At 55.4% G+C, this 23,442-nt stretch carries 22 protein-coding genes and 1 riboswitch; of the genes, 21 read left to right on the top strand and 1 reads right to left on the bottom strand.

Going from position 1 to position 23,442, the window contains the following annotated elements:
• On the bottom strand, positions 1-1,035 hold the full coding sequence (locus G7Y44_RS06480; RefSeq protein WP_206214418.1) for an AAA family ATPase: 1,035 nt from the start codon (positions 1,033-1,035) through the stop codon (positions 1-3).
• Positions 1,036-1,622: 587 nt separating this feature from the next.
• On the opposite strand from G7Y44_RS06480, the gene G7Y44_RS06475 reads away from it, so the two are divergent.
• The 21 genes from G7Y44_RS06475 (at position 1,623) to srtB (ending at position 23,429) form a co-directional block, all read left to right on the top strand.
• Positions 1,623-1,904 (top strand): type II toxin-antitoxin system RelE/ParE family toxin, encoded by a 282-nt coding sequence (locus tag G7Y44_RS06475; protein ID WP_165248460.1) that lies wholly within the window; start codon positions 1,623-1,625, stop codon positions 1,902-1,904.
• A 13-nt stretch (positions 1,905-1,917) separates the two neighbouring features.
• Complete coding sequence (locus tag G7Y44_RS06470) at positions 1,918-2,268, top strand: HigA family addiction module antitoxin (protein ID WP_165248458.1); 351 nt, start codon at positions 1,918-1,920, stop codon at positions 2,266-2,268.
• A 218-nt stretch (positions 2,269-2,486) separates the two neighbouring features.
• On the top strand, positions 2,487-3,728 hold the full coding sequence (locus G7Y44_RS06465) for a PDDEXK nuclease domain-containing protein (RefSeq protein ID WP_206214417.1): 1,242 nt from the start codon (positions 2,487-2,489) through the stop codon (positions 3,726-3,728).
• A 78-nt stretch (positions 3,729-3,806) separates the two neighbouring features.
• Positions 3,807-3,897, top strand: a riboswitch (SAM riboswitch).
• Between the two features lie 8 nt (positions 3,898-3,905).
• Positions 3,906-4,403 carry a hypothetical protein gene (locus G7Y44_RS06460; RefSeq protein WP_165248456.1) on the top strand — a complete coding sequence of 166 codons (498 nt, stop codon included), beginning with the start codon at positions 3,906-3,908 and terminating at the stop codon, positions 4,401-4,403.
• 224 nt (positions 4,404-4,627) lie between these two features.
• The gene (locus G7Y44_RS06455; RefSeq protein ID WP_165248454.1) at positions 4,628-5,698 is read left to right on the top strand and encodes an alpha/beta fold hydrolase; all 1,071 of its coding nucleotides are present in this window, start codon (positions 4,628-4,630) and stop codon (positions 5,696-5,698) included.
• The gene (gene glpK / locus G7Y44_RS06450) at positions 5,677-7,170 is read left to right on the top strand and encodes a glycerol kinase GlpK (protein WP_165248452.1); all 1,494 of its coding nucleotides are present in this window, start codon (positions 5,677-5,679) and stop codon (positions 7,168-7,170) included. Before G7Y44_RS06455 ends, glpK begins: the two co-directional genes overlap by 22 nt.
• 302 nt (positions 7,171-7,472) lie before the next feature.
• Positions 7,473-7,913: a ribose 5-phosphate isomerase B gene (gene rpiB, locus G7Y44_RS06445; RefSeq protein WP_165248450.1), complete on the top strand. Its 441-nt coding sequence runs from the start codon at positions 7,473-7,475 to the stop codon at positions 7,911-7,913.
• Between the two features lie 6 nt (positions 7,914-7,919).
• Entirely contained in the window at positions 7,920-9,173 is a 1,254-nt protein-coding gene (glyA, locus tag G7Y44_RS06440) for a serine hydroxymethyltransferase (protein ID WP_165248448.1), read from the top strand.
• Position 9,174: 1 nt separating this feature from the next.
• A complete protein-coding gene (locus G7Y44_RS06435) occupies positions 9,175-9,630 on the top strand; it encodes a deoxycytidylate deaminase (protein WP_165248446.1) in 456 nt (151 codons plus the stop codon).
• A gap of 380 nt (positions 9,631-10,010) precedes the next feature.
• Positions 10,011-10,328: a hypothetical protein gene (locus tag G7Y44_RS06430; RefSeq protein ID WP_165248444.1), complete on the top strand. Its 318-nt coding sequence runs from the start codon at positions 10,011-10,013 to the stop codon at positions 10,326-10,328.
• 14 nt (positions 10,329-10,342) lie between these two features.
• The gene (gene atpB, locus G7Y44_RS06425; RefSeq protein WP_165043512.1) at positions 10,343-11,140 is read left to right on the top strand and encodes a F0F1 ATP synthase subunit A; all 798 of its coding nucleotides are present in this window, start codon (positions 10,343-10,345) and stop codon (positions 11,138-11,140) included.
• Between the two features lie 142 nt (positions 11,141-11,282).
• A complete protein-coding gene (locus G7Y44_RS06420) occupies positions 11,283-11,504 on the top strand; it encodes a F0F1 ATP synthase subunit C (RefSeq protein ID WP_165043510.1) in 222 nt (73 codons plus the stop codon).
• 47 nt (positions 11,505-11,551) lie between these two features.
• Positions 11,552-12,172, top strand: a complete 621-nt coding sequence (gene atpF, locus G7Y44_RS06415; RefSeq protein WP_370514627.1) for a F0F1 ATP synthase subunit B — start codon at positions 11,552-11,554, stop codon at positions 12,170-12,172.
• Positions 12,162-12,743 carry an ATP synthase F1 subunit delta gene (gene atpH, locus G7Y44_RS06410; RefSeq protein WP_165248442.1) on the top strand — a complete coding sequence of 194 codons (582 nt, stop codon included), beginning with the start codon at positions 12,162-12,164 and terminating at the stop codon, positions 12,741-12,743. Before atpF ends, atpH begins: the two co-directional genes overlap by 11 nt.
• The gene (gene atpA / locus G7Y44_RS06405) at positions 12,740-14,305 is read left to right on the top strand and encodes a F0F1 ATP synthase subunit alpha (RefSeq protein WP_165043506.1); all 1,566 of its coding nucleotides are present in this window, start codon (positions 12,740-12,742) and stop codon (positions 14,303-14,305) included. Before atpH ends, atpA begins: the two co-directional genes overlap by 4 nt.
• Before the next feature lie 12 nt (positions 14,306-14,317).
• The gene (atpG, locus tag G7Y44_RS06400) at positions 14,318-15,211 is read left to right on the top strand and encodes an ATP synthase F1 subunit gamma (protein ID WP_165248440.1); all 894 of its coding nucleotides are present in this window, start codon (positions 14,318-14,320) and stop codon (positions 15,209-15,211) included.
• Positions 15,212-16,657: a F0F1 ATP synthase subunit beta gene (atpD, locus tag G7Y44_RS06395; RefSeq protein WP_165043502.1), complete on the top strand. Its 1,446-nt coding sequence runs from the start codon at positions 15,212-15,214 to the stop codon at positions 16,655-16,657.
• Positions 16,657-17,067, top strand: a complete 411-nt coding sequence (gene atpC, locus G7Y44_RS06390; protein WP_165248438.1) for an ATP synthase F1 subunit epsilon — start codon at positions 16,657-16,659, stop codon at positions 17,065-17,067. The genes atpD and atpC overlap by 1 nt, the downstream gene beginning before the upstream one ends.
• A 245-nt stretch (positions 17,068-17,312) precedes the next feature.
• Positions 17,313-20,768: a DNA polymerase III subunit alpha gene (gene dnaE, locus G7Y44_RS06385; RefSeq protein ID WP_165248436.1), complete on the top strand. Its 3,456-nt coding sequence runs from the start codon at positions 17,313-17,315 to the stop codon at positions 20,766-20,768.
• A 17-nt stretch (positions 20,769-20,785) separates the two neighbouring features.
• Positions 20,786-21,730 carry a tRNA pseudouridine(38-40) synthase TruA gene (truA, locus tag G7Y44_RS06380; RefSeq protein WP_241159212.1) on the top strand — a complete coding sequence of 315 codons (945 nt, stop codon included), beginning with the start codon at positions 20,786-20,788 and terminating at the stop codon, positions 21,728-21,730.
• Positions 21,731-22,385: 655 nt separating this feature from the next.
• Positions 22,386-23,429 carry a class B sortase gene (srtB, locus tag G7Y44_RS06375; RefSeq protein WP_165248434.1) on the top strand — a complete coding sequence of 348 codons (1,044 nt, stop codon included), beginning with the start codon at positions 22,386-22,388 and terminating at the stop codon, positions 23,427-23,429.
• Positions 23,430-23,442: the final 13 nt, after the last annotated feature.

The raw sequence follows: 23,442 nt of genomic DNA, 5'->3' as shown, positions 1-23,442 counted from the left end.
TTAGTTCTCCTTCGTATTCAGACGCTTCGACATGTCGGATATAGTGCGTCTCGGAATGTCGGTATTGTCATGTATCTCGGCGATTGTGCAGCCATGTGACAAAAGGTAGCGAAGGTAGTCATCTCTATTGTCTATGCCATGATTTTGCAGTACGTATGTCTCGTGAACGATATCAAATCTCGTGAAGCTCTCTTCGTCACGTAGCGTCGCAGCACAGAGTGCGTTCTTCGTCGCTGTGGCTAAGTCTGAGTAACTAAGCCCCTCGAACGATGAGATGTAGCGCGGGGTCAAGCTTTCAGACATATGCGGCTGGATGAACTTGTCGGCATAGATCTTTATTTCACGGGCCGTGGGTTTTGGCACTTCGATAACCTTGTTGAAGCGTCGCCATACAGCTGGATCGAGCAACTCATGATGGTTAGTTGCCGCTATAAGGATGCTACCGGTTGCGAAGGCATCAATGTTTTGAATGAGGCTGTTCACAACACGCTTGAGCTCGCCAAGCTCGTTCTCGTCGTCGCGGCGTTTGGCGACAACATCGAATTCATCAAGGAACAGAACGCATTCCTGACGGGCCGCATAATCGAAGATTTTGCGTATGTTCTTAGCCGTGCTTCCAAGCAAAGAAGACACCAGTCCATCCAGTCGTGCGGTGACAAGCGCAAGTCCGGTTTTGGCGGCAATATACCGAGCGATGCTGGTTTTTCCGCAACCGGGAGGGCCGTATAACAGAAGGTGATTCTGTGTCTCAATACCGCGAGCCGCAATGCTTTCCCTATGGTCATACATAGAAATGAATGATTCGGTCTCCTTGTCAAGAAAGCTACTGAGTATGAGATCGATGTCTTCTGGTAGGATCATCTCAACATCTACGATATCCATCCGACTCTCTTGGTCTACGGGCTTACTTGATAATCCGTCAAGCGTAGCGGTGCTGAACTTCTTATTCGCGAGGACAGAATTGATTCGTCTCGCGAACCTGGTGTCGCCCTCTTTCTCAAGATTGGCGGCAAGCGTTTTTGCGTAGTTAAGCACACGAACTCTATCACCTGATAGTCCGCCTTCAATTATGCGAATGACCTCTGTCTGCATCATTGTGCTCCCAAAAAACAACCAACAGAAATGAAAATCTACCATCAAAAGCTAAATTGTACCACTACGAAGAAAATATACACAATGGGCTGTGTCTTGTACACATCTGAACTGATATCCACACAAAGAGCTCTGGCAACGGAATGACTTTGTGACGGTGCCGGAAGATTCCCATATCAGCAACAGCGTGGGCTTATCTTTGCTCGCCTGACTAGCGCGCGTATTTGATGATGGCTGCCTTGGCATCTTCTTGTCGGCGGTTATCGGCGCATGCCGGCGAGTTGGCGGCGGTGATGTCTTCGGAGCGAGTGAATCGCACGTGCATGTTTCTCCACGCTGGAACACATCGATGAGGACGTCCTGCTCGTCGTAGACATAGGGGCGTTTATCTCTCTGCCGGCGGTCATGACTCCATTCGATGTGGTGTACCGAACAGCATTCGAATAGCATTCAGGCGCCCAGAGTCTGCTGCTTCATGGCATATTGTAAAGCGTCACGTGACATGATACACTGCATTGCAAGGAGGTGCTATGATTCGGACGTTTGCTGACGCGGATTCTCGAGAATTGTTTGAAACGGGCTCTTGCCAAAAGCTGCCTCCGGACATTCAGCGCCGTGCGTTGCGCAAGCTCGAGTATGTCGACAATGCGGTGGCTCTTCTGGATTTGCGACTTCCTCCTGGAAATAGGCTTCATGCTTTGAAGGGCAATAGGGAAGGACAGCATGCCATTTCGATTAACGATCAGTGGCGTATATGCTTCCGCTTCAAGACCGATGGTGTTTACGACGTTAAGGTTTGCGATTACCACTGAATCGAGGGGCATTATGTATGATGAAATATGTCTAAGAGAAGACGCCCTACTCATCGGTCGTGCGCCTATTCATCCTGGCGAGTTCCTTCGGGAAGATTACATGCCGGAACTTGGTTTGAGTGTGGCAGGGTTAGCAAAGCGGCTTGGTGTTACGCGTCAGACGGTGAACGAGATCATTCGCGAGAAGCGGGGTCTGAGTCCTGAGATGTGCCTACGACTAGGGCGGTTGTTCGGCACCACTCCGCAGTTTTGGATGAACATGCAGCAGAAGGTTGATCTGTGGAACTCGATGGAACTTCACAGTGAGGATATCGAAAAAGTTGAGCCGCTGGAGGTGCCCGAGCTAGTAAGAGCTGTAGGATAGTTGCTTTTGCATCAAAGGGCGCTTGCTGTTCTTCCAGGGGTTCGGCTTTTTCAGAAAGGCTGGTGTCTCCGTCTTACAGGTTGACGTGAATTAGGTCACATAAACTTGCAGGGTTTATTGTGTCGAAGCGACGCGCATGAGCTGGACGAGGACTTTAGGACAGAAAAATGCAAAGCACATGTGCGATGACATCGCGAGTGAAATAAAGGAGCTCTGCCATGACTGATAATGCTGTATCTGAGAATAACGATAGAATGCCTCGTATGGTCAGGTCGCATGATGTGACGCTAGACGCTGAATACGCGAACTGGATTCGCGAGATCAAGCGTCGTTATCGTGGCGCACAGGTAAAGGCAGCGGTTAAAGTCAACTCCGAACAGCTCCTGTTCAACTGGGAGCTGGGGCGTGATCTTGTAATCCGAAAGGCCGAGGAGCGCTGGGGGTCTGGTGTTGTTGAGCAGATGAGCCTTGACCTACAGAGTGAGTTTCCACATGCCAAAGGGTTTTCAACAAGAAACCTTTGGTATATGAAGCGTTGGTATCAGTTTTACGCCATCGACAAAATGCAGGAAAAGCTGCAACGTCTCTATGAGGAAATAGCCTCAACGGCACCCGCGCAGTTACGCCAAGTTGCCAGTGCGTATGATGCTGATATTCTGCACCAATCTGGTGCAGAAACAGGGGCGGTGTCGTTCCCGCAGGTGTTTGCTTATGTGCCTTGGAGGCATCACGTTGAGATAATCACTCACTGCAAGTCCGTTGAAGAGGCCGTATTCTATCTGGCCCGCACAATTCAGGAGAATTGGAGTAGGAGCGCGTTGCAAAACGCCATCAAGGCTGATCTGTTCCATACCACTGGAAACGCCATGACGAACTTCGGCGAGCTTCTGCCAGCAGCGCAGGGGAAGCTGGCGCAGGCGATCACCAAGGATACCTACGATCTGGGCTTCATTGCGCTTCCTCCCGAATACGACGAGCATGACCTCGAGGTTGCGCTTGAGCAGAACATCACGCGCTTTCTGCTTGAGCTGGGGACGGGCTTCGCTTTTATGGGGAGACAGAAGGAGATTATCGTTTCTGGTAAGACGCGCAAAATCGACATGCTCTTTTACCACATCCACCTGCGCTGCTACGTGGTGGTTGAGCTCAAGACCAGAGCGTTCGAGCCTGAGTTTGCTGGGAAGCTCAATTTCTACGTGAACGCGGTCGATGAACTGATGAAGACCTCGACTGATAACCCAACACTAGGGCTGCTCATCTGTAGGGAGAAAGATCGCACCGAAGTGCAGTGGGCATTCAGAGGAATAGACACCCCGATGGGTGTGGCGACGTACGGCAACGTGCGAATCGAGGATATACAGAAACACCTGCCCTCCGACGACCAGATCAGGCAGCAGGTCGAGACGGCAGAACGAGAATTCATTAAAGACCTTGACGAGAATTCGACTTCGGAAAGATAGTCTTCAGTTTCGTTGAATCGATGACTTAAAATACGTCACAGCTGTGCTAGTATTGGATACCGCGCAAGTCGCGCAGTACTTTTATCCAGAGTCGGGGAAGAGAGTTGGCTCGTTGATCCCGACACCAACCTGCAAGCATGCAAGGTGGTAATGCCAGCATCGATGAAAGGAATCACCATGAACACAACCATCGAACCAACGAATGCTAAAGCCGATGCCGCTGAGGACTTCTTCGACCTTCGCGTCAACAAGGTTCGCATCAAGCTTTTGCGCAAGCCATCGGGGTATGTCAGCTCTCTCGCCATGGACAATCTGGGCTACCAGATGCAGTACAGTATCGACGTGCTCGAGAGCGACCTCGCAAAGGTCAACAACCCACACGTTCTCCAGCTCAACCTCCAGTGGCAAGATGACGACTGGCAAAACCCTACCGCTTGGAAGCTCTACGCTGACGGGTTTCTGGTTGCAAGCGGCACTGGCGACTATGCTCGCAATCTTTTCCAGAAGTCCGCTGACGCTTTCCTGCAGGTCTGTCGTCGTGCGGTCGAGAAGGCAGGGCTTGCGGCTCTGAGCGAGCACGACTACCGCATACTTAGTTGCGCCCGCGCAATAGCAGCACACGAGCCGCCCGATGGTGATGGTAGTCTCGGAAGCAGGATAAATCGCGTCTTCTAGGCGCATATAGCCGTCTCAATTGGTGGCCATTCAGAAGAAAGGTCTCCTCAATATGCATATTCTCAAGGGTTTCCGGAGGCGTTCAAGAAGGGCGAGCGCTTTGGTATGCTCTTCGTGACTACCAACGGTAAACCTAGCGAATGCTCGCTTGGTATTATTACGTAGTGATTTTGTTGTAGATTATTGGCATTACAAATGGGTGAAGTAAAGACGGAGGGGTGTCTATGGAGAAACAGGGAGAGTGCGCTGCGCGCGATGCGAGTGTCGAAAGCGCCGCGAGTGTCGATAGTGCCGAGCACGTCGAACATACTGTGAACGTTGCGCCGGTGGGGTTTCAATCGTGCGATGGAAAAACCGCCATCAAGGGGCTTATATGGACACCGGTTGACGTGCGTGGCGCGCGGGGTTTGCGTGCTCACATGTCGCAGCACCCGCGCGGCATCGTGCAGATTGTACACGGCATGACCGAGCATGTGGGCCGCTATGACGAGTTCGCGCGCTTTTTGGCTGCTCGTGGGTTCGTTGTTTGCGCAGCCGACCATATCGGGCATGGCAAAAGCGTGGACAGCGCCGATGAGTTGGGTGTGCTGCCGGTTTGTGGCAAGGAGATTCTCATTGGCGATGTGCACGAGCTTCGTCGTATCGTAGAAGGACGTTATCCCCGGCAGGTTCCCTATATTCTGTTTGGGCATTCTATGGGTAGCTTTATCGCTCGCGCTTACCTTGCTCGCCATGGCCAGGGCGTGGCGGCGGCGGTGCTGTGCGGCACGGGGCAGCAGCCGATTATTGTTTCGCGTGCCGGCAACCTGCTCGCCCGGGCGCTCGCGGCGCTAAAGGGTGCCGACTACCGCAGCTCACTGCTCGACCGATTGGGGGTGGGTGCCTACGCTCACCAGATCGCCGATGCTCGCACGCCGTTTGACTGGTTGTGTACCGATGACGCCGTGGTTGACACCTACCGCGCCGACGATTTGTGCGGAGTCATGTTCTCGGTGGGTGGGTATGCTGCGCTCACCAGCCTTACGGCCGAGGTAGCATCGTGTTCCTGTGCGCGCAAGGTGCCGCCTAATCTGCCGCTGCTGTTCATTGCTGGTGCGTGCGATCCGGTGGGTGATTTCGGTGCGGGTGTGCAGCGCGCAGCCGACCTGGCTCGGCGGGCTGGCTCACGTCAGGTTAACGTGCGTCTGTACGAAGGCATGCGTCATGAGATACTCAACGAACCTGGTCGGCGCCAGGTGTTCGAAGATATAGCGGTTTGGATGGAGGACAACGCATGTCAGCAACGTATGTCGTAGCGCTCGACCAGGGAACCACCTCGTCACGCGCTATGCTCATTGACGCGCTGGGAAACGTCGTTTCCTGCGTGCAGAACCCGTTTCGTCAGATCTACCCCCAGCCGGGTTGGGTTGAGCACGATCCACGCGAGATACTAAGCTCACAGCTCGGAGCGCTTACCGAGCTTGTGGTGTCGAACGGCTTGGAGCCTGCCGACATCGACAGCATTGGCATCACGAATCAACGGGAAACTACCATCGTGTGGGATCGACGCACGGGTGAGCCGGTAACAAACGCCATCGTGTGGCAGTGCCGCCGCACGGCCGACATGGTTGAGACGTTGTGTACCGACGAATCCATCGCGCGCGAGATCACGCGCCGGACGGGCCTGATTCCCGACCCATACTTCTCTGCAAGCAAGATAGCGTGGATTCTCGACAACGTTGCGGGCGCTCGCGAGCGCGCTGAGGCAGGGGAGTTGGTGTTCGGAACGGTTGACTCGTGGCTTATATGGACGCTCACTCAAGGTCGCGTTCACGCTACCGATGCTACCAACGCCAGTCGCACCATGCTGTTCAACATCCACGAGATGTGCTGGGATCCGTGGCTGCTCGATCTGTTCGGCATTCCCGCAAGCATGCTGCCCGATGTGCGTCCCTCGTCGTCGCCGTTTGGCTATACCACCAACTCCGCGGTGCTGTCGGGAGTTCCTATCTGTGGCGTGGCAGGCGACCAGCAGGCGGCGCTGTTCGGTCAGTGCTGTTTCGAGCCTGGTCAGGCGAAGAACACATACGGTACGGGCTGCTTTCTACTCATGCATACGGGGCATGAGGCGTGTGTGTCGTCGCATGGTCTGGTGACCACGGTAGCCGCCAGCGCTCCAGGTGTTGCCCAGCCCGAATACGCGCTTGAGGGCAGTGTGTTTATGGCCGGCGCGCTCATCCAGTGGCTGCGCGATGAGCTGGGGATCATCGATCGAGCCGCTGACACCTGCGACATCGCTCGCAGCGTGCCAAATACGGGTGGCGTGTATGTGGTACCTGCGTTCACGGGCCTTGGTGCGCCGTATTGGGATGCGCAGGCACGCGGTGCCATTCTCGGTCTTACACGCGGCACGTCTCGTGCGCATGTGGTTCGCGCAGCGCTTGAGTCGCTTGCCTATCAAGTTTCCGACTTGGTGCGAGCTATGGAAGCCGACGCCGGTGTGAAGTTGACGTCGCTTAATGTCGACGGGGGAGCGTCGGCGAACGATTTCCTCATGCAGTTCCAAAGCGATGTGCTTGATGCGGTTATTCGTCGTCCGGCGAATGCGGAAACCACCGCACTTGGTGCGGCGTACCTGGCGGGGCTTACCACTGGTTTCTGGAGTGACACGGACGCCTTGCGTGCCTTACGCACGACTGATACGTGCTTTCATCCGACTATGGAAGCGCATGAACGCGCTGCGCTGCTTGACGGATGGGTACGCGCAGTGGGTAAGGTAAGGGCGTAGTCGGGGCGTGATTGGGTGGCGCCTGCTCTAAAGGTACGCTTGCTGGCACGTGTGCTTGTTTCAATGTCGCGCTTGATTGTAAGGAGAGTCCGCCCTGGCGTTTCGCTCCGGTTTCTTCCGTCACCTTCGTTTGTGCCGCCTTCGACATTCGCCCGCCTTTGCCGCTTCCTCGCTCTAACTTAACCAAGATTTCACGCGGCACAGGCGCGTTGGGCGCTATAGTGTTTCTGTTGCACCCAAGCAGTTGTAAGGCGGGTGCAACAAACGCAAGGATACGGCGAGAATAGGGAAGGTGTGTTTCCGTGATTATCAGTATCGCAAGCGATCATGCGGGGTTCGAGCAGAAGCAAAGTCTCGTTGACTACCTGGTTCGAGGCGGTTTCGACGTCATCGACTGCGGGCCCGATACCAACGAGAGGGTCGATTATCCCGATTTCGCTGCATGTGTCGCGCGCGGCGTGGCCGCTGGCGACGCCGATTTCGGTGTGCTCGTGTGCGGTACGGGCATCGGCATGGCTGTGGCCGCGAACAAGGTGTGCGGCATTCGTGCGGTGAACGCGGTTAACACACAATTTGCCCAGCTCGCCCGCGAACACAACGATGCGAACGTGCTCACGCTGTCGGGCCGCTTCGTTACGCTTGACGAGAATAAGGCTATTCTCGATGCGTTTCTGTCAACCGATTTCGGCGGTGGCCGTCATGCTGGTCGCGTGCAGAAGATCATGGCGTTGGAAAGGAGCTAGCATAGTATGGCGCACGCATTTCTTTCGCAGACCGACCCTGAGGTCGCAGATATCATCGGACAGGAGCTTGCCCGCCAGCGCGGTTGCGTTGAGCTTATAGCCAGCGAAAACCTTACGTCGCCTTCCGTCATGGAGGCCATGGGCAGCGTGCTCACCAATAAGTACGCTGAGGGCTATTCGGGGAAGCGCTATTACGGTGGGTGTGAAAAAGTCGATCTGGTTGAGGATCTTGCCATCGAGCGCGTATGTAAGCTGTATGACTGTGCATTCGCCAACGTACAGCCGCATTCCGGTGCAAGCGCGAACTTAGCAGCGTACATGGCTGCAGTAAACCCAGGGGATACCGTTATGGGTATGAGTCTCGATCATGGTGGACATCTCACGCACGGCTCGCCGGTGAACTTCTCGGGCAAGTGGTTCACCATGGTTCATTATGGTCTCGATCCTGAAACCGAAACGATTGATTACGACGCCATGGAGCGCTTGGCGAAGGAAACGCGCCCGAAGCTCATTATCGGCGGAGCGAGCGCGTATCCGCGCGTTATCGACTTTGAGCGCATGGCCGACATCGCGCATGAGGTGGGGGCGCTGTTCATGGTGGACATGGCGCACATTGCCGGTTTGGTTGCCGCAGGAGCGCACCCAAGCCCTGTTCCGTACGCCGATATTGTTACCTCCACCAGCCACAAAACGCTGCGTGGCCCGCGTGGCGGGTTTATTCTCACCAACGATGAGGCTATGGCGAAAAAAATCAACAAGGCGGTATTCCCTGGTACGCAGGGAGGCCCGCTCATGCACGTTATCGCCGGCAAAGCTGTGGCGTTCGGCGAGGCGCTGCTGCCGTCGTATGCCGACTACATAAACAACGTGGTAGTCAACTGTGCTGCCATGGGAAAGGCTATGGTCGAAGGGGGCTTGCGCCTGGTGTCGGGTGGCACCGACAATCATCTGTGTCTTGTTGATCTCACGCCAGCCGGCGTGACCGGCAAGGACGCCGAGACGCTGCTTGAATCAGTGGGGCTTACGGTGAACAAGAATTCGATTCCCAACGAGCCACTCAGCCCATTCGTCACGAGTGGCATTCGCGTGGGGTCCGCCGCGGCTACCACGCGCGGCTTTGACACCGACGACTTCCGCGAAGTGGGCTGCTGTATTGCCGAAACGGTGTTTAATGCCGACGACGCGACGAAACTTGCCGAGGTGCGCGAACGGGTTGATGCTTTGTTGGCGAAGTACCCCCTGTATCCGGAGTTGGGTTAGCATGGGCACGCCGGATAATCGTCCTGGATGGGACGAATACTTCATGACATTGGCGAACCAGGTTGCCTCGCGCACGACGTGTTTGCGACGTGCGGTGGGAGCCGTCATTGTGAAGGATCGCCGCATCTTGGCCACAGGATACAACGGGGTTCCCACTGGTCTTGCGCATTGCGGCGAGACGGGGTGTCTGCGTCAGCAGATGGGCGTTCCCAGTGGGCAGCGTCATGAGATCTGCCGCGGTCTACACGCGGAGCAAAATGCCATCATCCAGGCGGCGCGCTACGGCATCGACATTTCGGGGGCAAGCATCTACGTAAACACGCAGCCTTGCGTGGTATGCGCCAAGATGCTTATCAACGCCGGTATAACCGAGGTGGTGTATCAGAACCCATATCCTGACGAACTTGCCATGGATATGCTGCGCGAGTCGGGTATGAAACTGCGAGTATACGAATAATCACTAGCTTTTTCGGTGCTACAAGGGGCGGCGTAGGTTGCACGCAGCGCTCCTTGTACGCTTCTGTGGCTCGTATCGAGACAGACGAATACATTTGTATAAAATAGCTTCCATGCAAAAATGGTGAAAAGGTTGTTTTTTTGCGATGCGGTATGCATTTTTCCCAAGTTGTATGGGTAATCAGGTTAAAAAATTCTTTTTTCGATTCTTGGGAAAAGCTCCAGAACTTACATTATCTTGATAATAAATCAAACTAATCAGAAATTATTCATAATAGTGAGAGTTTATGCATCATCTACCGAATTGCGAGGCAAAAAAATAAATATAAATAGGTGCTTTCCGCGCGTTTCGCTACTATACTTTCAAATGACGTTTCATGCATGTCGATTCGTACGGCATGCGGAGGGGAAGCAGTTGTTTTGGCGATTGCGATCATCATAGGAGTTCTGATAGGCGTGGTGAGCTGCCTGCCGTTTCGGTATGCCACCGTCCGCGTGCGTGCAATCAACCCAACGCACACGGGCAGCCTTGCAGGTTTGTTCTTCGCCGCCATCGCCGTTTCCTTCGTGATGCTCGGCGCTGGTATCGTTGTGTGCGGCTTGATTGCACGTGACGTTTTGCTTGCGTACGCGCTCGCCGAGGTTGTGTCGTTCATCGTTGCGGTTATTGCTTTCGGTCTTATATCGAAGCGACAATAGTAGAGGAGAGCTACATGGAACTGACGGGTAACCCTTTGGCGGACATCGCCGCTCCGATCGAACATCTTCGTTCTTCGTTCGATTCGGCGTTCGTCGTCGACTTCGGCGGCTTCGGCATCACCCAGTACACGCTGTGGATGTTTATCGTGCTGGCGGTGGTGCTGGCGGTGGTGCTTATCGGTGTACGTAAGATCGGAGTCGTTCCGAACGGCAAGTTTGCCGGCATGGTTGAGTGGGGCTATGACGCCGTGAAGCGGAACATGGGTGAAGGCGCCATCGGGCATGGATACAAGAAGCACATACCGTTTTTGGCCACACTCTTCTTTTTCATTCTCACCGCGAATGTGATTGGTTTGATTCCGGGTGCGAAGGCTGCAACGGGCACGTTGGGTGTCACCTGGGCGTTATCATTCATCGCGTTCGTGTACTTTAATTACTACGGCATCAAAGCCAAGGGCGGCTTGGGCTACATCAAGTCCATTGCCCCGTCGGGCCTGCCGAAGCCAATGGTTCCTATCATTTGGTTCTTTGAGTTTATCTCGCTGGTCATTCGCCTGCTCACGTTGGCCGTCCGACTTTACGGCAATATGTTCGCGGGACACATGGTGCTTGGTATCTTCGCGCTGTTAACCACGGTGTTTATTCAGGATGCCATCTACGCAGCTAACGCCGTGCTGGCGCTTCCCTCTATCATCTGGATGCTGTTCCTTATTGCCATGTACGTGCTGGAGTGCCTGGTTGCATTCTTGCAGGCTTATGTGTTTACTATTCTGTCGGCTGTCTACATTGGTCTGGCTACGTCGGAGCATTAAGAGGTTTGTCTTTACGTGACGCTTTGCGCCGCATGCCCCTCGTGGGTACGTTGATTTTGGTTTGTCCCGGCATACTCCCGCCGGATGAACATAGGTACTGGTGTTTCTGGGAAGGGCCCGGAAACGGTAAAAGGAGGAAACAATGGCAGAAACCACTCTCGTCATCGCGGCCTTGAAGGTTGTCGGCTATGGCCTTGGCACCATCGGCCCCGGCATTGGTCTGGGTCTGTGCGGCTACGGCCTGTGCGTCGGCTCCGCCCGTCAGCCCGAGCTCGCCGGCAAGCTGTTCACCAACGCCCTGATCTTCGGCGCTCTCGCAGAGGCGCTCGCCCTGATCGGCTTGGTTGCCGCGTTCATCTTCTAGTCGGCTTGAGCGCAGATACGTTCTAAAGAAACCGAAAAGGAGAGCACGTGAAAGCAAAAGCAAAGAAGATACTGGGTACGCTCGGCTTCACTGCTGCTTTGTCCGCGGCCTCTTCGTTTATTCTTCCGGTGGCTGCGTTTGCCTCCGAAGAAGGGGGGAAGACGGGCATCGCCCTCATCCTTCCCGACATGAACGAGTTCATTCCGATGCTCATCGCCTTCCTGGTGATTGCCGTCGTGTTGGCCAAGTTTGGCTGGCCGGTGGTGGACAACATCATCGAGAAGCGCGAGGCTGCTGTGAAGGATGCGCTTGAGAAGTCGGAGGCGGCGCGCATTGAAAGCGAGCGCCTGCTCGAGGAGTATCGCAAGCAGCTCGAGGAAGCGAAAAGCCAGTCTGCGCAGATTATCGCTGATGCGAAGAAGACCGGCGAGTCGGTGAAAGCCGACATCACGGCCAAGGCGCAAGGCGAGGCGGAGGTCATGGTTGAGAAAGCTCGCGTTGCCATCGAGAGCGAGAAGAAGGCTGCGATCGCCGAGCTGCAGAGTTCGGTTGCAGACACCTCTATCGCGGTGGCGTCGCGTTTGATCGGCCAGGATTTGAGCGACGATGAGCATCGCGCGATCATCGAACGCTATGTGAACGAGGCGGGCAGTTTCAATGCCGATTAATCGCCAGATCGTTAAAGAGCAGGTAGCCACGTACGCTGCTGTCCTTTTGGATGGCGTGTACGAGGCAGGTGGCCAAAACGACGTGCTCGAAGTGCGCGATCAGCTTGAGAGCATTGTGCGGATCATGCGGTCGAACATGGATCTTGCAAGCGCGATCGGCGACAGCTCGTATACCGCAGAGCAGCGTGCGGAGGTGGTTCGTGGCGTGTTCGCCACGGCCAATCCTGTGCTCGTTGATGTTCTCGCCGTTATGGCAGAGCGCGGCGACACGGATCTGCTTCCCCGCGTGAGCGAGGCGTATGGGCAACAGCTCGAAGCCAAGCTGAACATGACCGTTGTCGATGTGACTACGGTCGTAGAGCTCGATGACCACCTGCGAGAGGTTATCGTACGGAAAGCCGAAACCGATTTGGGAACCAAGGTCGTGCTGCGTGAGCATATCGACCCATCCCTGTTGGGCGGCATACTCATGAACGCAAACGGCAAGAGGATCGATGCCAGTATTCTCACGCAGTTAGAGAATGCGCGTACCGTCCTCAAAGACACAACAGATGGAGGTGAACGCTCGTGACAGAAATCACCGCACAGTCCATTGACGAGGCTCTGCGCAGGCAACTTGATGCGCTGAGCACCAGTGTCGAGTCCCGTGAGGTTGGCACCGTCATTCAGATCGGCGACGGCATTGCCCGCATTGATGGCCTGAAGGACGCGATGGCAGGTGAGCTGCTGGAGTTTGTCAGCGGCGAAGGCAAGACCGTGTACGGCCTGGCTCAGAACCTCGAAGAGGATGAGGTTGGTGCCGTGCTCCTTGGCGATGTCACCGCGATCAAGGAGAATGACCAGGTGCGCACCACCGGTCGCATCGTCGAGGTTCCGTCGGGCAAGGAAATGCTTGGCCGCGTGGTGAATCCGCTGGGTATTCCTATCGACGGCAAAGGCCCTATCAAGGCTGACGGCATGCGTCCTGTCGAATTCAAGGCTCCTGGCGTTATCGCCCGTAAGCCGGTGCATGAGCCGATGCAGACTGGCATCTTGGCTATCGACTCGATGATTCCCATCGGGCGAGGCCAACGCGAGTTGATCATTGGCGACCGTCAAACGGGCAAGACCGCTATTGCGGTTGACGCTATCATTAACCAAAAGGGTCAGGATATGATCTGCATCTACGTGGCAATCGGCCAGAAGGCCTCCACGGTCGCGCAGATCGTCGAAACACTCGAGCGTCACGGCGCGATGGATTACACCATCGTCGTTTCCGCTACGGCGTCCGACTCTGCCCCGCTGCAGTACATCGCGCCTATGGCTGGCGCTGCTATCGGCGAGTACTTTATGTACAACGGCGAGGACGGCAAACCCGCAGGTGCCGATAACCCCGGACGCCACGTGCTCTGCATCTACGACGACCTGTCGAAGCAGGCCGTCGCATATCGCCAGATGTCACTGACGCTGCGTCGTCCGCCGGGACGCGAAGCATATCCGGGTGACGTTTTCTACCTGCATAGCCGCTTGCTCGAGCGTGCTGTGAAGATGTCCGATGAGAACGGCGCGGGTTCCATGACCGCTCTGCCCATCATTGAGACGCAGGCAGGCGACGTTTCCGCATACATTCCCACGAACGTCATCTCCATCACCGACGGTCAGATCTTCCTGCAAACCGACCTGTTCTTCCAGGGTCAGCGTCCTGCAGTCGACGTGGGCATCTCGGTGTCCCGCGTTGGAGGATCTGCGCAGATCAAGGCTATGAAGCAGGTTGCTGGCTCACTGCGTCTCGACCTCGCGTCGTATCGCGAGCTGCAGGCGTTCACCCAGTTCGGCAGCGACTTGGACAAGGCAACACAGGATCAGCTGAACCGCGGTGCACACATGACCGAGCTGCTGAAGCAGGGTCGCTATATGCCCATGCCCGCATCCGAACAGGCGGCGGCCATCTATGCTGGCAACAAGGGATATCTCGATGATATTCCGCTTGGCGACGTCGTGCGCTTCCGCACGGAGATGCTCGCGTACCTGCGTGCCTCGGCACCACAGGTGCTGGAGAGCATTGTGAAGGAGAAGAAGTTCACCGACGCAATTGAAGCCGACCTGAACGCCGCGCTTGACTCGTTCAAGCAGACGTTCTCGGTTACGGCGTAAGGCAGGTAGAACATGCCCAACCTTCACGACATTGAAAGACGCATCAGCTCCGTATCGTCGACGAAGCAGATCACGCGCACCATGGAAATGGTGGCTGCGGCGAAGATCCGCAAGTCAACGGAACGCGTGGAGGCTGCGACCCCGTACTCCGAATCGATGATGGAAATGCTGGGAAGCGTCGCCTCTCGCGTGCAGGGCGGGCAGAGCGCCTTGCTCCGCAAGCACGAGGAAATAAAGAACGTGCTTATCGTGGTTGTCGTGTCGGACCGTGGCCTTGCGGGCGGGTTCAACAGCAACGTGCTGCGCCGCGCCGAGGGCCTTATGAGAGAGAATCAAGCTGCAGGGGCCTCTTGCCAGATCGTGGCGTGCGGTAAGAAATCCGCTGGATACTTTAACTATCGCAACGTCAAGCCGGTCTTGGAGTTTAAGGATCTCTCTGCTGATCCTACGGTTGAAGAGGCGTCTGCTATCGCCACCTTCGCTATCGACGGTTACGTGAATAACGAAATCGACGAGGTTGTGCTTGTGTACAACCATGCGAAGAATGCGGCGGAGCAGGTGCTTCGTGTCGAGCAGGTGCTGCCGGTCAACGCCGACGACCTGCAAGGCGATGCCGAAGGCACCTCTGGCGAGGCCTCTCTTCCCGGTGACGTCGAGTTCGAGCCGAGCGCTGAGGCTGTGCTGGACATGTTGCTTCCCGCATATGTTCGCACGACGATTTTCCATGCGCTTGTCGATTCGGCTGCCGCTGAGCAGGCGGCTCGCCGCGCTGCCATGAAGTCGGCGACCGACAACGCCAACGAAATGGTCGAAACGCTGACCAGACTATATAACCGTGTCCGCCAGGGCGCCATCACAACCGAGATTTCGGAGATCGTGGGCGGCGCTGCGGCTTTGGAGGAATAAATGGCTGAAACGAATGCAAGCGCATCGGCCGAGCAGCGTGCGAAGGGACGTATCGTCCGAATCGTTGGCGCTGTTGTGGACGTTGAGTTTCCGCCGGACCAGATGCCGGCTATCTACAACGCCCTTACGGTCAATGCCATGACCCCCGTTGGGGAGGTCAACACTATCTTGGAGGTGCAAACGCATCTTCCGGGCGACTTGGTGCGTACTGTCGCCATGTCGTCCACCGACGGTCTGACCCGCGGCATCGAGGTGGAGGACACCGGTTCTCCTATCATGATGCCTGTTGGGCAGAATACGCTCGGTCGCATCTGGAACGTTATTGGCGAGCCTGTTGATGGCAAGCCCATGCCGGAGATTACCGAGTGGATGCCCATCCACCATCCGTCTCCCGAGTACGCAACGCTCACCACGACGACGGAGATCTTTGAGACCGGCATTAAGGTTATCGACCTGATCGAGCCCTACGTTAAGGGTGGTAAAACGGGCCTGTTCGGTGGCGCTGGCGTTGGCAAGACCGTGTGTATTCAGGAGCTCATTAACAACCTGGCTCAGGAGCATGGTGGTACGTCGGTGTTCACCGGCGTTGGCGAGCGTACCCGTGAGGGTACCGACTTGTTCCTAGAAATGAGCGAGTCGGGTGTTATCGAGAAGACCTGCTTGGTCTACGGACAGATGAACGAGCCGCCGGGAGCGCGTCTGCGCGTCGGTCTGGCGGGTCTGACCGAGGCGGAATACTTCCGCGATCAGGGTCAGGACGTGCTGCTGTTCATTGACAACATCTTCCGCTTCACGCAGGCTGGTTCTGAGGTATCCGCTCTGCTTGGACGTATGCCATCCGCTGTAGGTTACCAGCCCACTCTGGCAACTGAGATGGGTGACCTGCAGGAGCGCATCACGTCGACCAACGTTGGGTCCATTACGTCGGTTCAGGCCGTTTACGTGCCCGCCGACGACTTGACCGACCCGGCTCCGGCAACGACGTTTACCCACTTGGACGCCAAGACGGTTCTGTCCCGCTCCATTGCTGAGCTGGGCATTTACCCGGCGGTGGATCCGCTCGACTCCACGTCACGCGCGCTCGATCCCGAGATTGTTGGTGAAGAGCACTACCGCGTAGCCGTTGGTGTGCAGCAGATCCTGCAAAACTACAAGGACCTGCAGGACATCATTGCCATTCTGGGTATGGACGAGCTGTCAGAAGAGCAGAAACTCACCGTTAACCGCGCCCGTAAGATCCAGAAGTTCTTGGGTCAGCCCTTCCATGTTGCTGAGGTGTTCACTGGCAACCCGGGTAAGTACGTGAAGATTGAGGACACCGTGCGCTCCTTCGCCGAGATTCTCGACGGCAAGTGCGACCACATTCCCGAGCAGTGCTTCGTGTACAAAGGGGCCATCGAGGACGTGTATGCAGCGTACGACGAGATGCAGAAAGCTGGCGAATAATGGCCGCTCTCGCATGCGACATTGTCACACCGGCAAAGCGGTTGTTCTCATCTGAAGCCTATATGGTTATCGTGCCGGGCGTCGAGGGTGAGATGGGCTTTTTGCCCGGCCATGCGCCCACCGTGTCTGTTTTGGCCGATGGTGTCGTACGTCTGAAGAACGAGGATGGCTCGAATCCTCGCGCGTTCGCTTTGCAGGGCGGTTACGTTGAAGTGACGGGGGAGAAAGTCATCATTTTGGCCGACCGTGCGGTGGCCGTTGAGGACATCGACGTGCAGGCGGTGCGTGATCACCTTGCTGAGCTGCAGGATGAAGCCGCCGGTAAGCCTGAAGCCGAGTTGGCAAAGACTATGCTGCCCGCTGACATTGCGTGGTGCAATGTGCGCATTAAGGCGGCCGAAGCGGCGTAAGGCGACGTGTCGCAAAACCAGTACCTATGTGAGGGTCCCGCAGCCGAAAGCTGCGGGACCTTTTTGTAGAGAGGAACTCGAACATACGTTTCATAAAAAACCCACGGTTTGTTCGCGGGGTTCGACACATCAAACTTCGGGGAAGCTGTTAGAATGAATGTGAAAGAAACCGTGAAAACAACCTTGCGCTCATCTTCTCCCAATACGTACCCCGGCGCATAACGTACGCATTCGAGGCATACACTATGGCATTCGTTCACTTGCATAACCACACTGAGTATTCGCTGCTTGACGGGCTTACGCACATTAAGGACATGGTGCGCCGAGCAGCCGATCTCGACATGCCAGCCGTCGCCCTTACCGACCACGGTGTCATGAGTGGCGTCGTTGAGCTCTGCGATGCATGTACTGCTGTCGAAAAGGAAACGGGCAAGGCAGTAAAACCCATCTACGGATGCGAAGTTTATTTCACCACCGATGAAGAGCTTCGCAAGGATGTGAAGCCGCGCCTGTACCACCTGTTGCTTCTTGCAAAAACGAACGAAGGCTACCATAACTTGCTGAAGCTCGTGTCGGAAAGCCACGTTGACAACTTTTACTACAAGCCGCGCACCACATTCAGCATGCTGCAAAAGTATGGGCACGGCATTATCGGTTCGAGTGCGTGCGTTGCTGGTATTATTCCGAAGCTGCTCGACAACCGACAATTTGATGATGCGGTGGAATGGGCTCGTAAGTTCGCGAGCTGCTTTGATCCAGGTGACTTCTACATTGAGCTGCAAAACCAGGGCATACGCACCGATGCTGGCTTCACTCAAACCGAGCTCAATCATATGCTCACTGATGTCGCGCGTGCTGCAGGGCTCAAAACCATCGCCACGAACGATTTCCATTACCTACTGCAAGAAGATGCTCGCGCGCAGGACATCATGCTGTGTGTCGGCACGGGCGCTACGGTTGATGAAGTCAACCGCATGAAGTTTGCTAACGACCAGTTCTACATGAAGACTGAGGAAGAAATGCGCGATGCGCTTGCCGACTTCCCTGAGGCGTGTGATACGACGGTCGAGGTAGCGGAAAAGTGCAACGTTGTGCTTGAGCGAGATTCCATCCTTCCGCGTTTTCCTTTGCCTGAGGGTGAAACCGAGGAAAGCTGGTTTCGGAAACGCGTGAACGAGGGCATAGTTAAGCGCTATGGTTCGCCGGTGCCTCCCGAGGCGCAGGAGCGCGCTGATTACGAAATGAGCGTCATCATCCAGCAAGGTTTCCCGGCGTACTTCCTCATTGTGCAGGAATATATCGAATGGGCACGTAGTCAGGGTATCGGCGTTGGTCCCGGCCGCGGTTCTGCTGCAGGAGCCATTGTGGCGTACGCCATGGGTATCACTGACCTTGACCCGCTATCAAACGGCCTGCTGTTCGAACGTTTTTTGAGCCCAGAGCGTGTTGAGATGCCCGATATTGACGTCGACTTCGAAGATGAGCGTCGCGGTGAAGTTATCGAACATATTAAAGACGTGTACGGCGAAGATCATGTGGCTGGCGTTATCACCTTCGGTAAGCTGCAGGCGAAAAATGCTGTGCGTGATGCGGCGCGCGTGTTGGGATATCCGTATGCGGTGGGTGACCGCATCTGCAAGATGATCGGTGATGAGCTTGGCATCACTATCGATAAGGCGCTCGACACTAATCCCGACCTGAAGAAGGCCTACGCCGCTGAAAGCGAAGTGAAAGCGGTTATTGACGCCGCTAAATCAATCGAAGGGCACGTGCGCGGTGAGGGCGTGCACGCATGTGCCACCATCATCTGCCGCGACCCCATGAGTGATCATGTTCCCATGAAGCGTGACACGAAGGGCGGCGGAATTATTACCCAGTACGATGGTCACTACACACCCGATCTAGGGTTGTTGAAGATGGACTTTCTGGGGCTTCGCACCTTGGGTGTGTTGTCGCGCGCATGCCGCAACATCGAAGCACGCTTCGGCGAAAAGATCGTGCCTGAAGAAATTCCCACCGACGATCCAAAAGCCTTCGAGCTCATGCGTTCGGGTAACATGGACGGCCTGTTCCAGGTTGAAGGCGCGTTATATGTGAGTTTGTTCAGTCGACTTCCCCCGAGTCGATTCTCCGACGTGGTGGCCTCTATCGCGTTGAATCGTCCGGGTCCTCTGGAATCCGGCATGGTCGATGACTACGTGAAGGTAGCTAGTGGTAAAACAGCTATTCACTACTACGATGAACGCTTGAAGCCCATTTTGGAAGAAACATACGGCACCATGGTCTACCAAGAGCAGATCATGCAGATTTCCATGGCTATGAGTGGCTTTTCTGCCGGTAAGGCAGACAAGCTGCGCAAGGCAATGGGCAAGAAGAAGCTCGACGTGATGAAACAGCTGCAGGGCGACTGGGATGCCGGAGCGGTTGCAAACAACTACGACATCAAGATCGCCCAGCAAATTTGGAACGATGCGGAAAAATTCGCGAAGTACGCGTTCAATAAATCGCATTCGGCAGCGTATGCCATTTTGGTTATGCGTACGGCATACTTGAAGGCGCACTATCCGAACGACTTCATGGCTGCTGTGTTATCCAGCTACATGGGAAACACCGATCGCCTCATTCGTTACATCGCCAGCTGCAACCGCAACGGTACGCCGGTGCTGCCGCCCGACATTAACTCATCGAACGCTGAGTTCACGCCGGTTGACGAAGGTATTCGCTTCGGCCTGGTTGGCGTGCGTGGCGTGGGTAAAAACGTCGCTGACGCTATCATCGCTGAACGAGAGGAAAACGGCCCCTTTACCAGCTTACATGACTTTGTGAGCCGCTTGGATGCAAAGTGTTACAACCGAAAGACCCTCGAAGCGCTCATAAAGGGTGGCGCGTTTGATTCGACTGGTTACACACGAAAGCAACTTATGTATTTCGTCGATGAAACACCGTTGCTCGAGGGTGCGGCGAAGCGTCAGAAAGACCGAGATTCGGGTCAGATGGACATGTTCAGCATGTTCGCGGAGGTCGACGACTCATTCAAGGAGGAAGTGCCGCCGCCCGATGGTGTGGAGTGGTCGAAGCGGCAGCTGCTCACCTTCGAGAAGGAGATCATGAAGATCTACGTATCCGACCATCCCCTGCGGCCATATGAGCATGCTATTTCGCGCATGACAAAGTGGCAGCTCGGCGACTTGGCTGAGCGCACAAAGGAGATTCCTAATGCGGTGTTTGTGGGCATGATCTCAAACGTTGTGGTGAAGCTCACAAAGCGTGGCACCAAAATGGCTACTTTCGAGCTTGAGGACACCACGGGCAGCGTCGAATGCATCTGCTTCAAATACGACGACTTCTCAGAGGCTATCCAGGAAGACTCGATCGTGAAGATTAAGGGCAAGTTCGAGCATAGCGATCGCGGTAATCAGATCATGGCGTTTGAGCTTGAGATTATCGAGCTCAACGAGTCAGATGAGCGTCCCTCGCGCCTGGAATTACGAGTCCCCTGTTCAACGTTTGATCAGGCGAAGACGCTGCGTTTGAACCGTATCTTACAGTCGTATCCGGGGCGCGATGGCGTGGTGCTGTTTGTGCAGCAAAACAACGGATCAAAGCTGCGTGCTGAATTACCGGTATCGGTTGACGCGTCGAATCGGGTTATGCGTTCCGAACTGCAGGAGTTGTTCGGTCATGCCGCGATAGTTGCCTAGCATTGAAGGCGGGCGTGATGGTGGTTAACGGGAAGGCTTACGTGGACGCTGGCGACTGTATGGGCAGCGCTGGTGTTGGTGGAAGTGCGGACGGTGCTGGCGCTGGCGCGGCGGCGGCTGATGCGGCACGACACGCGCATGATGTGACGGATGCGGACAAAGCGCTACAGAGCGACGCAGTATCGCCAGAAGAGCAGACAATAACGCTGTCCCTGACTGTCGCCTATAAAGGTGCAGCATTCTGTGGGTTCGCGCGGCAGCCGGGCCAGCTTACCGTGCAAGGCGAGTTGGAATCGGCGCTACAAACGCTCTTTCGTCGCAAGGTGGAAACAACGTGTGCGGGGCGCACCGATGCGGGCGTGCACGCCCGCAGGCAGGTGGTGAGTTTCGATCTTCTTGCCGGTGAACTGCGTGATCGAACGTTCAATAGCCTGTGCAGGTCATTAAATGCGCTCGTGCATGATGACATTACGGTAAGGTCGGTTGCCCTTCGCGAACCGGGATTCTCAGCCCGTTTCGACGCCATCTGCCGCGAGTACCGCTACTTCATCTGCCTTGATGAGACGAAACCGCTATTCATGCGCGACTTCTGTTGGCATCAGCCGAAGGGGCTCGATGTGTGCGCAATGGAACTCGCATCGCGTTGTCTTATTGGTGAGCACGATTTCAAGAGTTTCTGTCTCGCTGCTTCGGCAGTTGGTAAACCGACGTGCCGTAACGTGAACGAGATCTCGTTTTCCGAAGAGTTGATCATGGGGGAGCGCTGTCTTTGTATCACGGTAGTGGGAAACGCGTTCCTGCATTCCATGGTGCGCACGATTGTGGGCACGCTTGTTGCGGTGGGGCGTGGACAGCGAGAACCAGAATGGGTTAAGCGCGTGCTTGCAGCGCGCGATCGTTCGGCAGCGGGAGAGAATGCGCCCGCGCAAGGTCTGGTGTTCTGGCATGTCAGCTACAAATAGAGTCGCTGTCGCCAGCGCGCGAGATGCAGCGGGTAACAGGAGCGCGGCATCGGCAGATCGCAACGTGGCTGCTTCGAATACCGAAAGCGCGTCAAGTGCATCAGGCCAACCCGCTTTGTTCAGCAGCGTATACGAGAGTCGCGATGGTCGTTTGTGTCTTTTTCAGGATGAAAACGGACACCTTACCGCTGTCTGTGCATCGCGCTTTGCCTAAAACTATTTCGGAAAGGTTACCTTTGCCGACAATTGTCGGTGGCACGCTTGCATAAATTTCACGCTTGCGATACCCTGCACCAGGAAATTTATGATAGATTCACAGTTGATGTGTAATTAGGTATGTAAAAAAGGGGAGATTGCCATGACTCTTTTCGGTATTCAGGTGCCCATGATGGCGGTTTGGATAGTCGTTGCCATTATCGTTCTCGTTATTGTTGCGTTTATTGCAAAGGGTTTCTTTGAGGAAATGAAGAAATAGCCAGTTGGCGAATTGACCGGCTGGTTGGCGAACCAGTCAGTCAACGCAAACTGGTCCTCCGCCCGTATGGCGGTTCGTGCGATTTTGCAGGCTCGCGCCCCCGCTTTGGGGGCGTTTGCTATGATAGTTTCGTTTTGAAAAGCCGCACTGAGCGCAACGTGTGCATGTTGAAAGGTAGCGATGGACAACCGTTCTCATCAGAATTCGCAAGATTTCGCCCGCCCTGTGCGCCAAAACCTAAACATGGACGCTTCGCAATACGGTAGAGCGAATTACGGCAGCGCTGCTCGGAAGTCCGCTTCTGGTATGATGCCTGCCACTGTATCGGGTGGCGGTATGAGTATGCCCCCTCAGAAAAAGCGCGGCTCGAAGGTACTGCGTGTGGTGATTGTGCTGGCGCTTGTTGTGCTGCTGGTTTCTTTACTGGCGCTGGGTACCATCCTTTTCAGCTATTGGCAGGGTCGGCAGACCTACAACGACATTGCAAACGAGGGCTTCATGCCACCGAGCGATGTGGCGGCGATGTCGTTGTCTGACTTACAGGTTGACTGGGATGCGCTGCGTGCGATCAATCCCGACGTGGTGGGTTGGATCTACATTCCCAACACTAACATCAACTATCCTATCGTGCATCGCTCAGATAATGACTACTACCTTACACACGATTTCACGGGCTCGGAAGGATGGCTTGCCGTGTTCGGCTGCATCTTCCTTTCCGCCGAGAACGCAGCCGACTTCTCCGATGATAACAACGTGGTATATGGGCACAACATGAACGACGGGTCTATGTTCTCCGACATCGCTGGCCTCGAGGATCAAGGTGCGTTTGACGCGTCTCGAACGGTCTACATTCTTACGCCGCAGGGAAACTATCGTCTGCTCACGTGTTCGCTTGTTCATTGTTCGGGAACCGAGCCGTTGGCACAGACGGAGTTTTCGTCGCCGGACGAATTCGAGCGCTACCTTCAGGACAAGATAGACCGGTCGGTGGTTTCAGCTGACGATATTGTTGAGGCGTCCGATATGAAGAAGGCGTTCACGCTCTCCACGTGCGACAATCTTGCAAGCAACGGACGTTGGGTACTGTTCGCCTATGTGACGGAGAGCACTGTTGCAACTGATCAGAATGCGTATGGCAATGCAGAGGACATCAATGCAGCAGACGCGGTAAGTGCCGCCGATGAAGAGGCTATATCGGGGGCTGCGCAGGATGTGGCGGCGTAAGCGCGTACGATAC

The organism is Adlercreutzia sp. ZJ141, assembly GCF_011038965.1.
Lineage (GTDB): Bacteria > Actinomycetota > Coriobacteriia > Coriobacteriales > Eggerthellaceae > ZJ141.
Note: the sequence above shows the minus strand (reverse complement) of the source record. Positions and strands in the feature narration are given on the sequence as shown.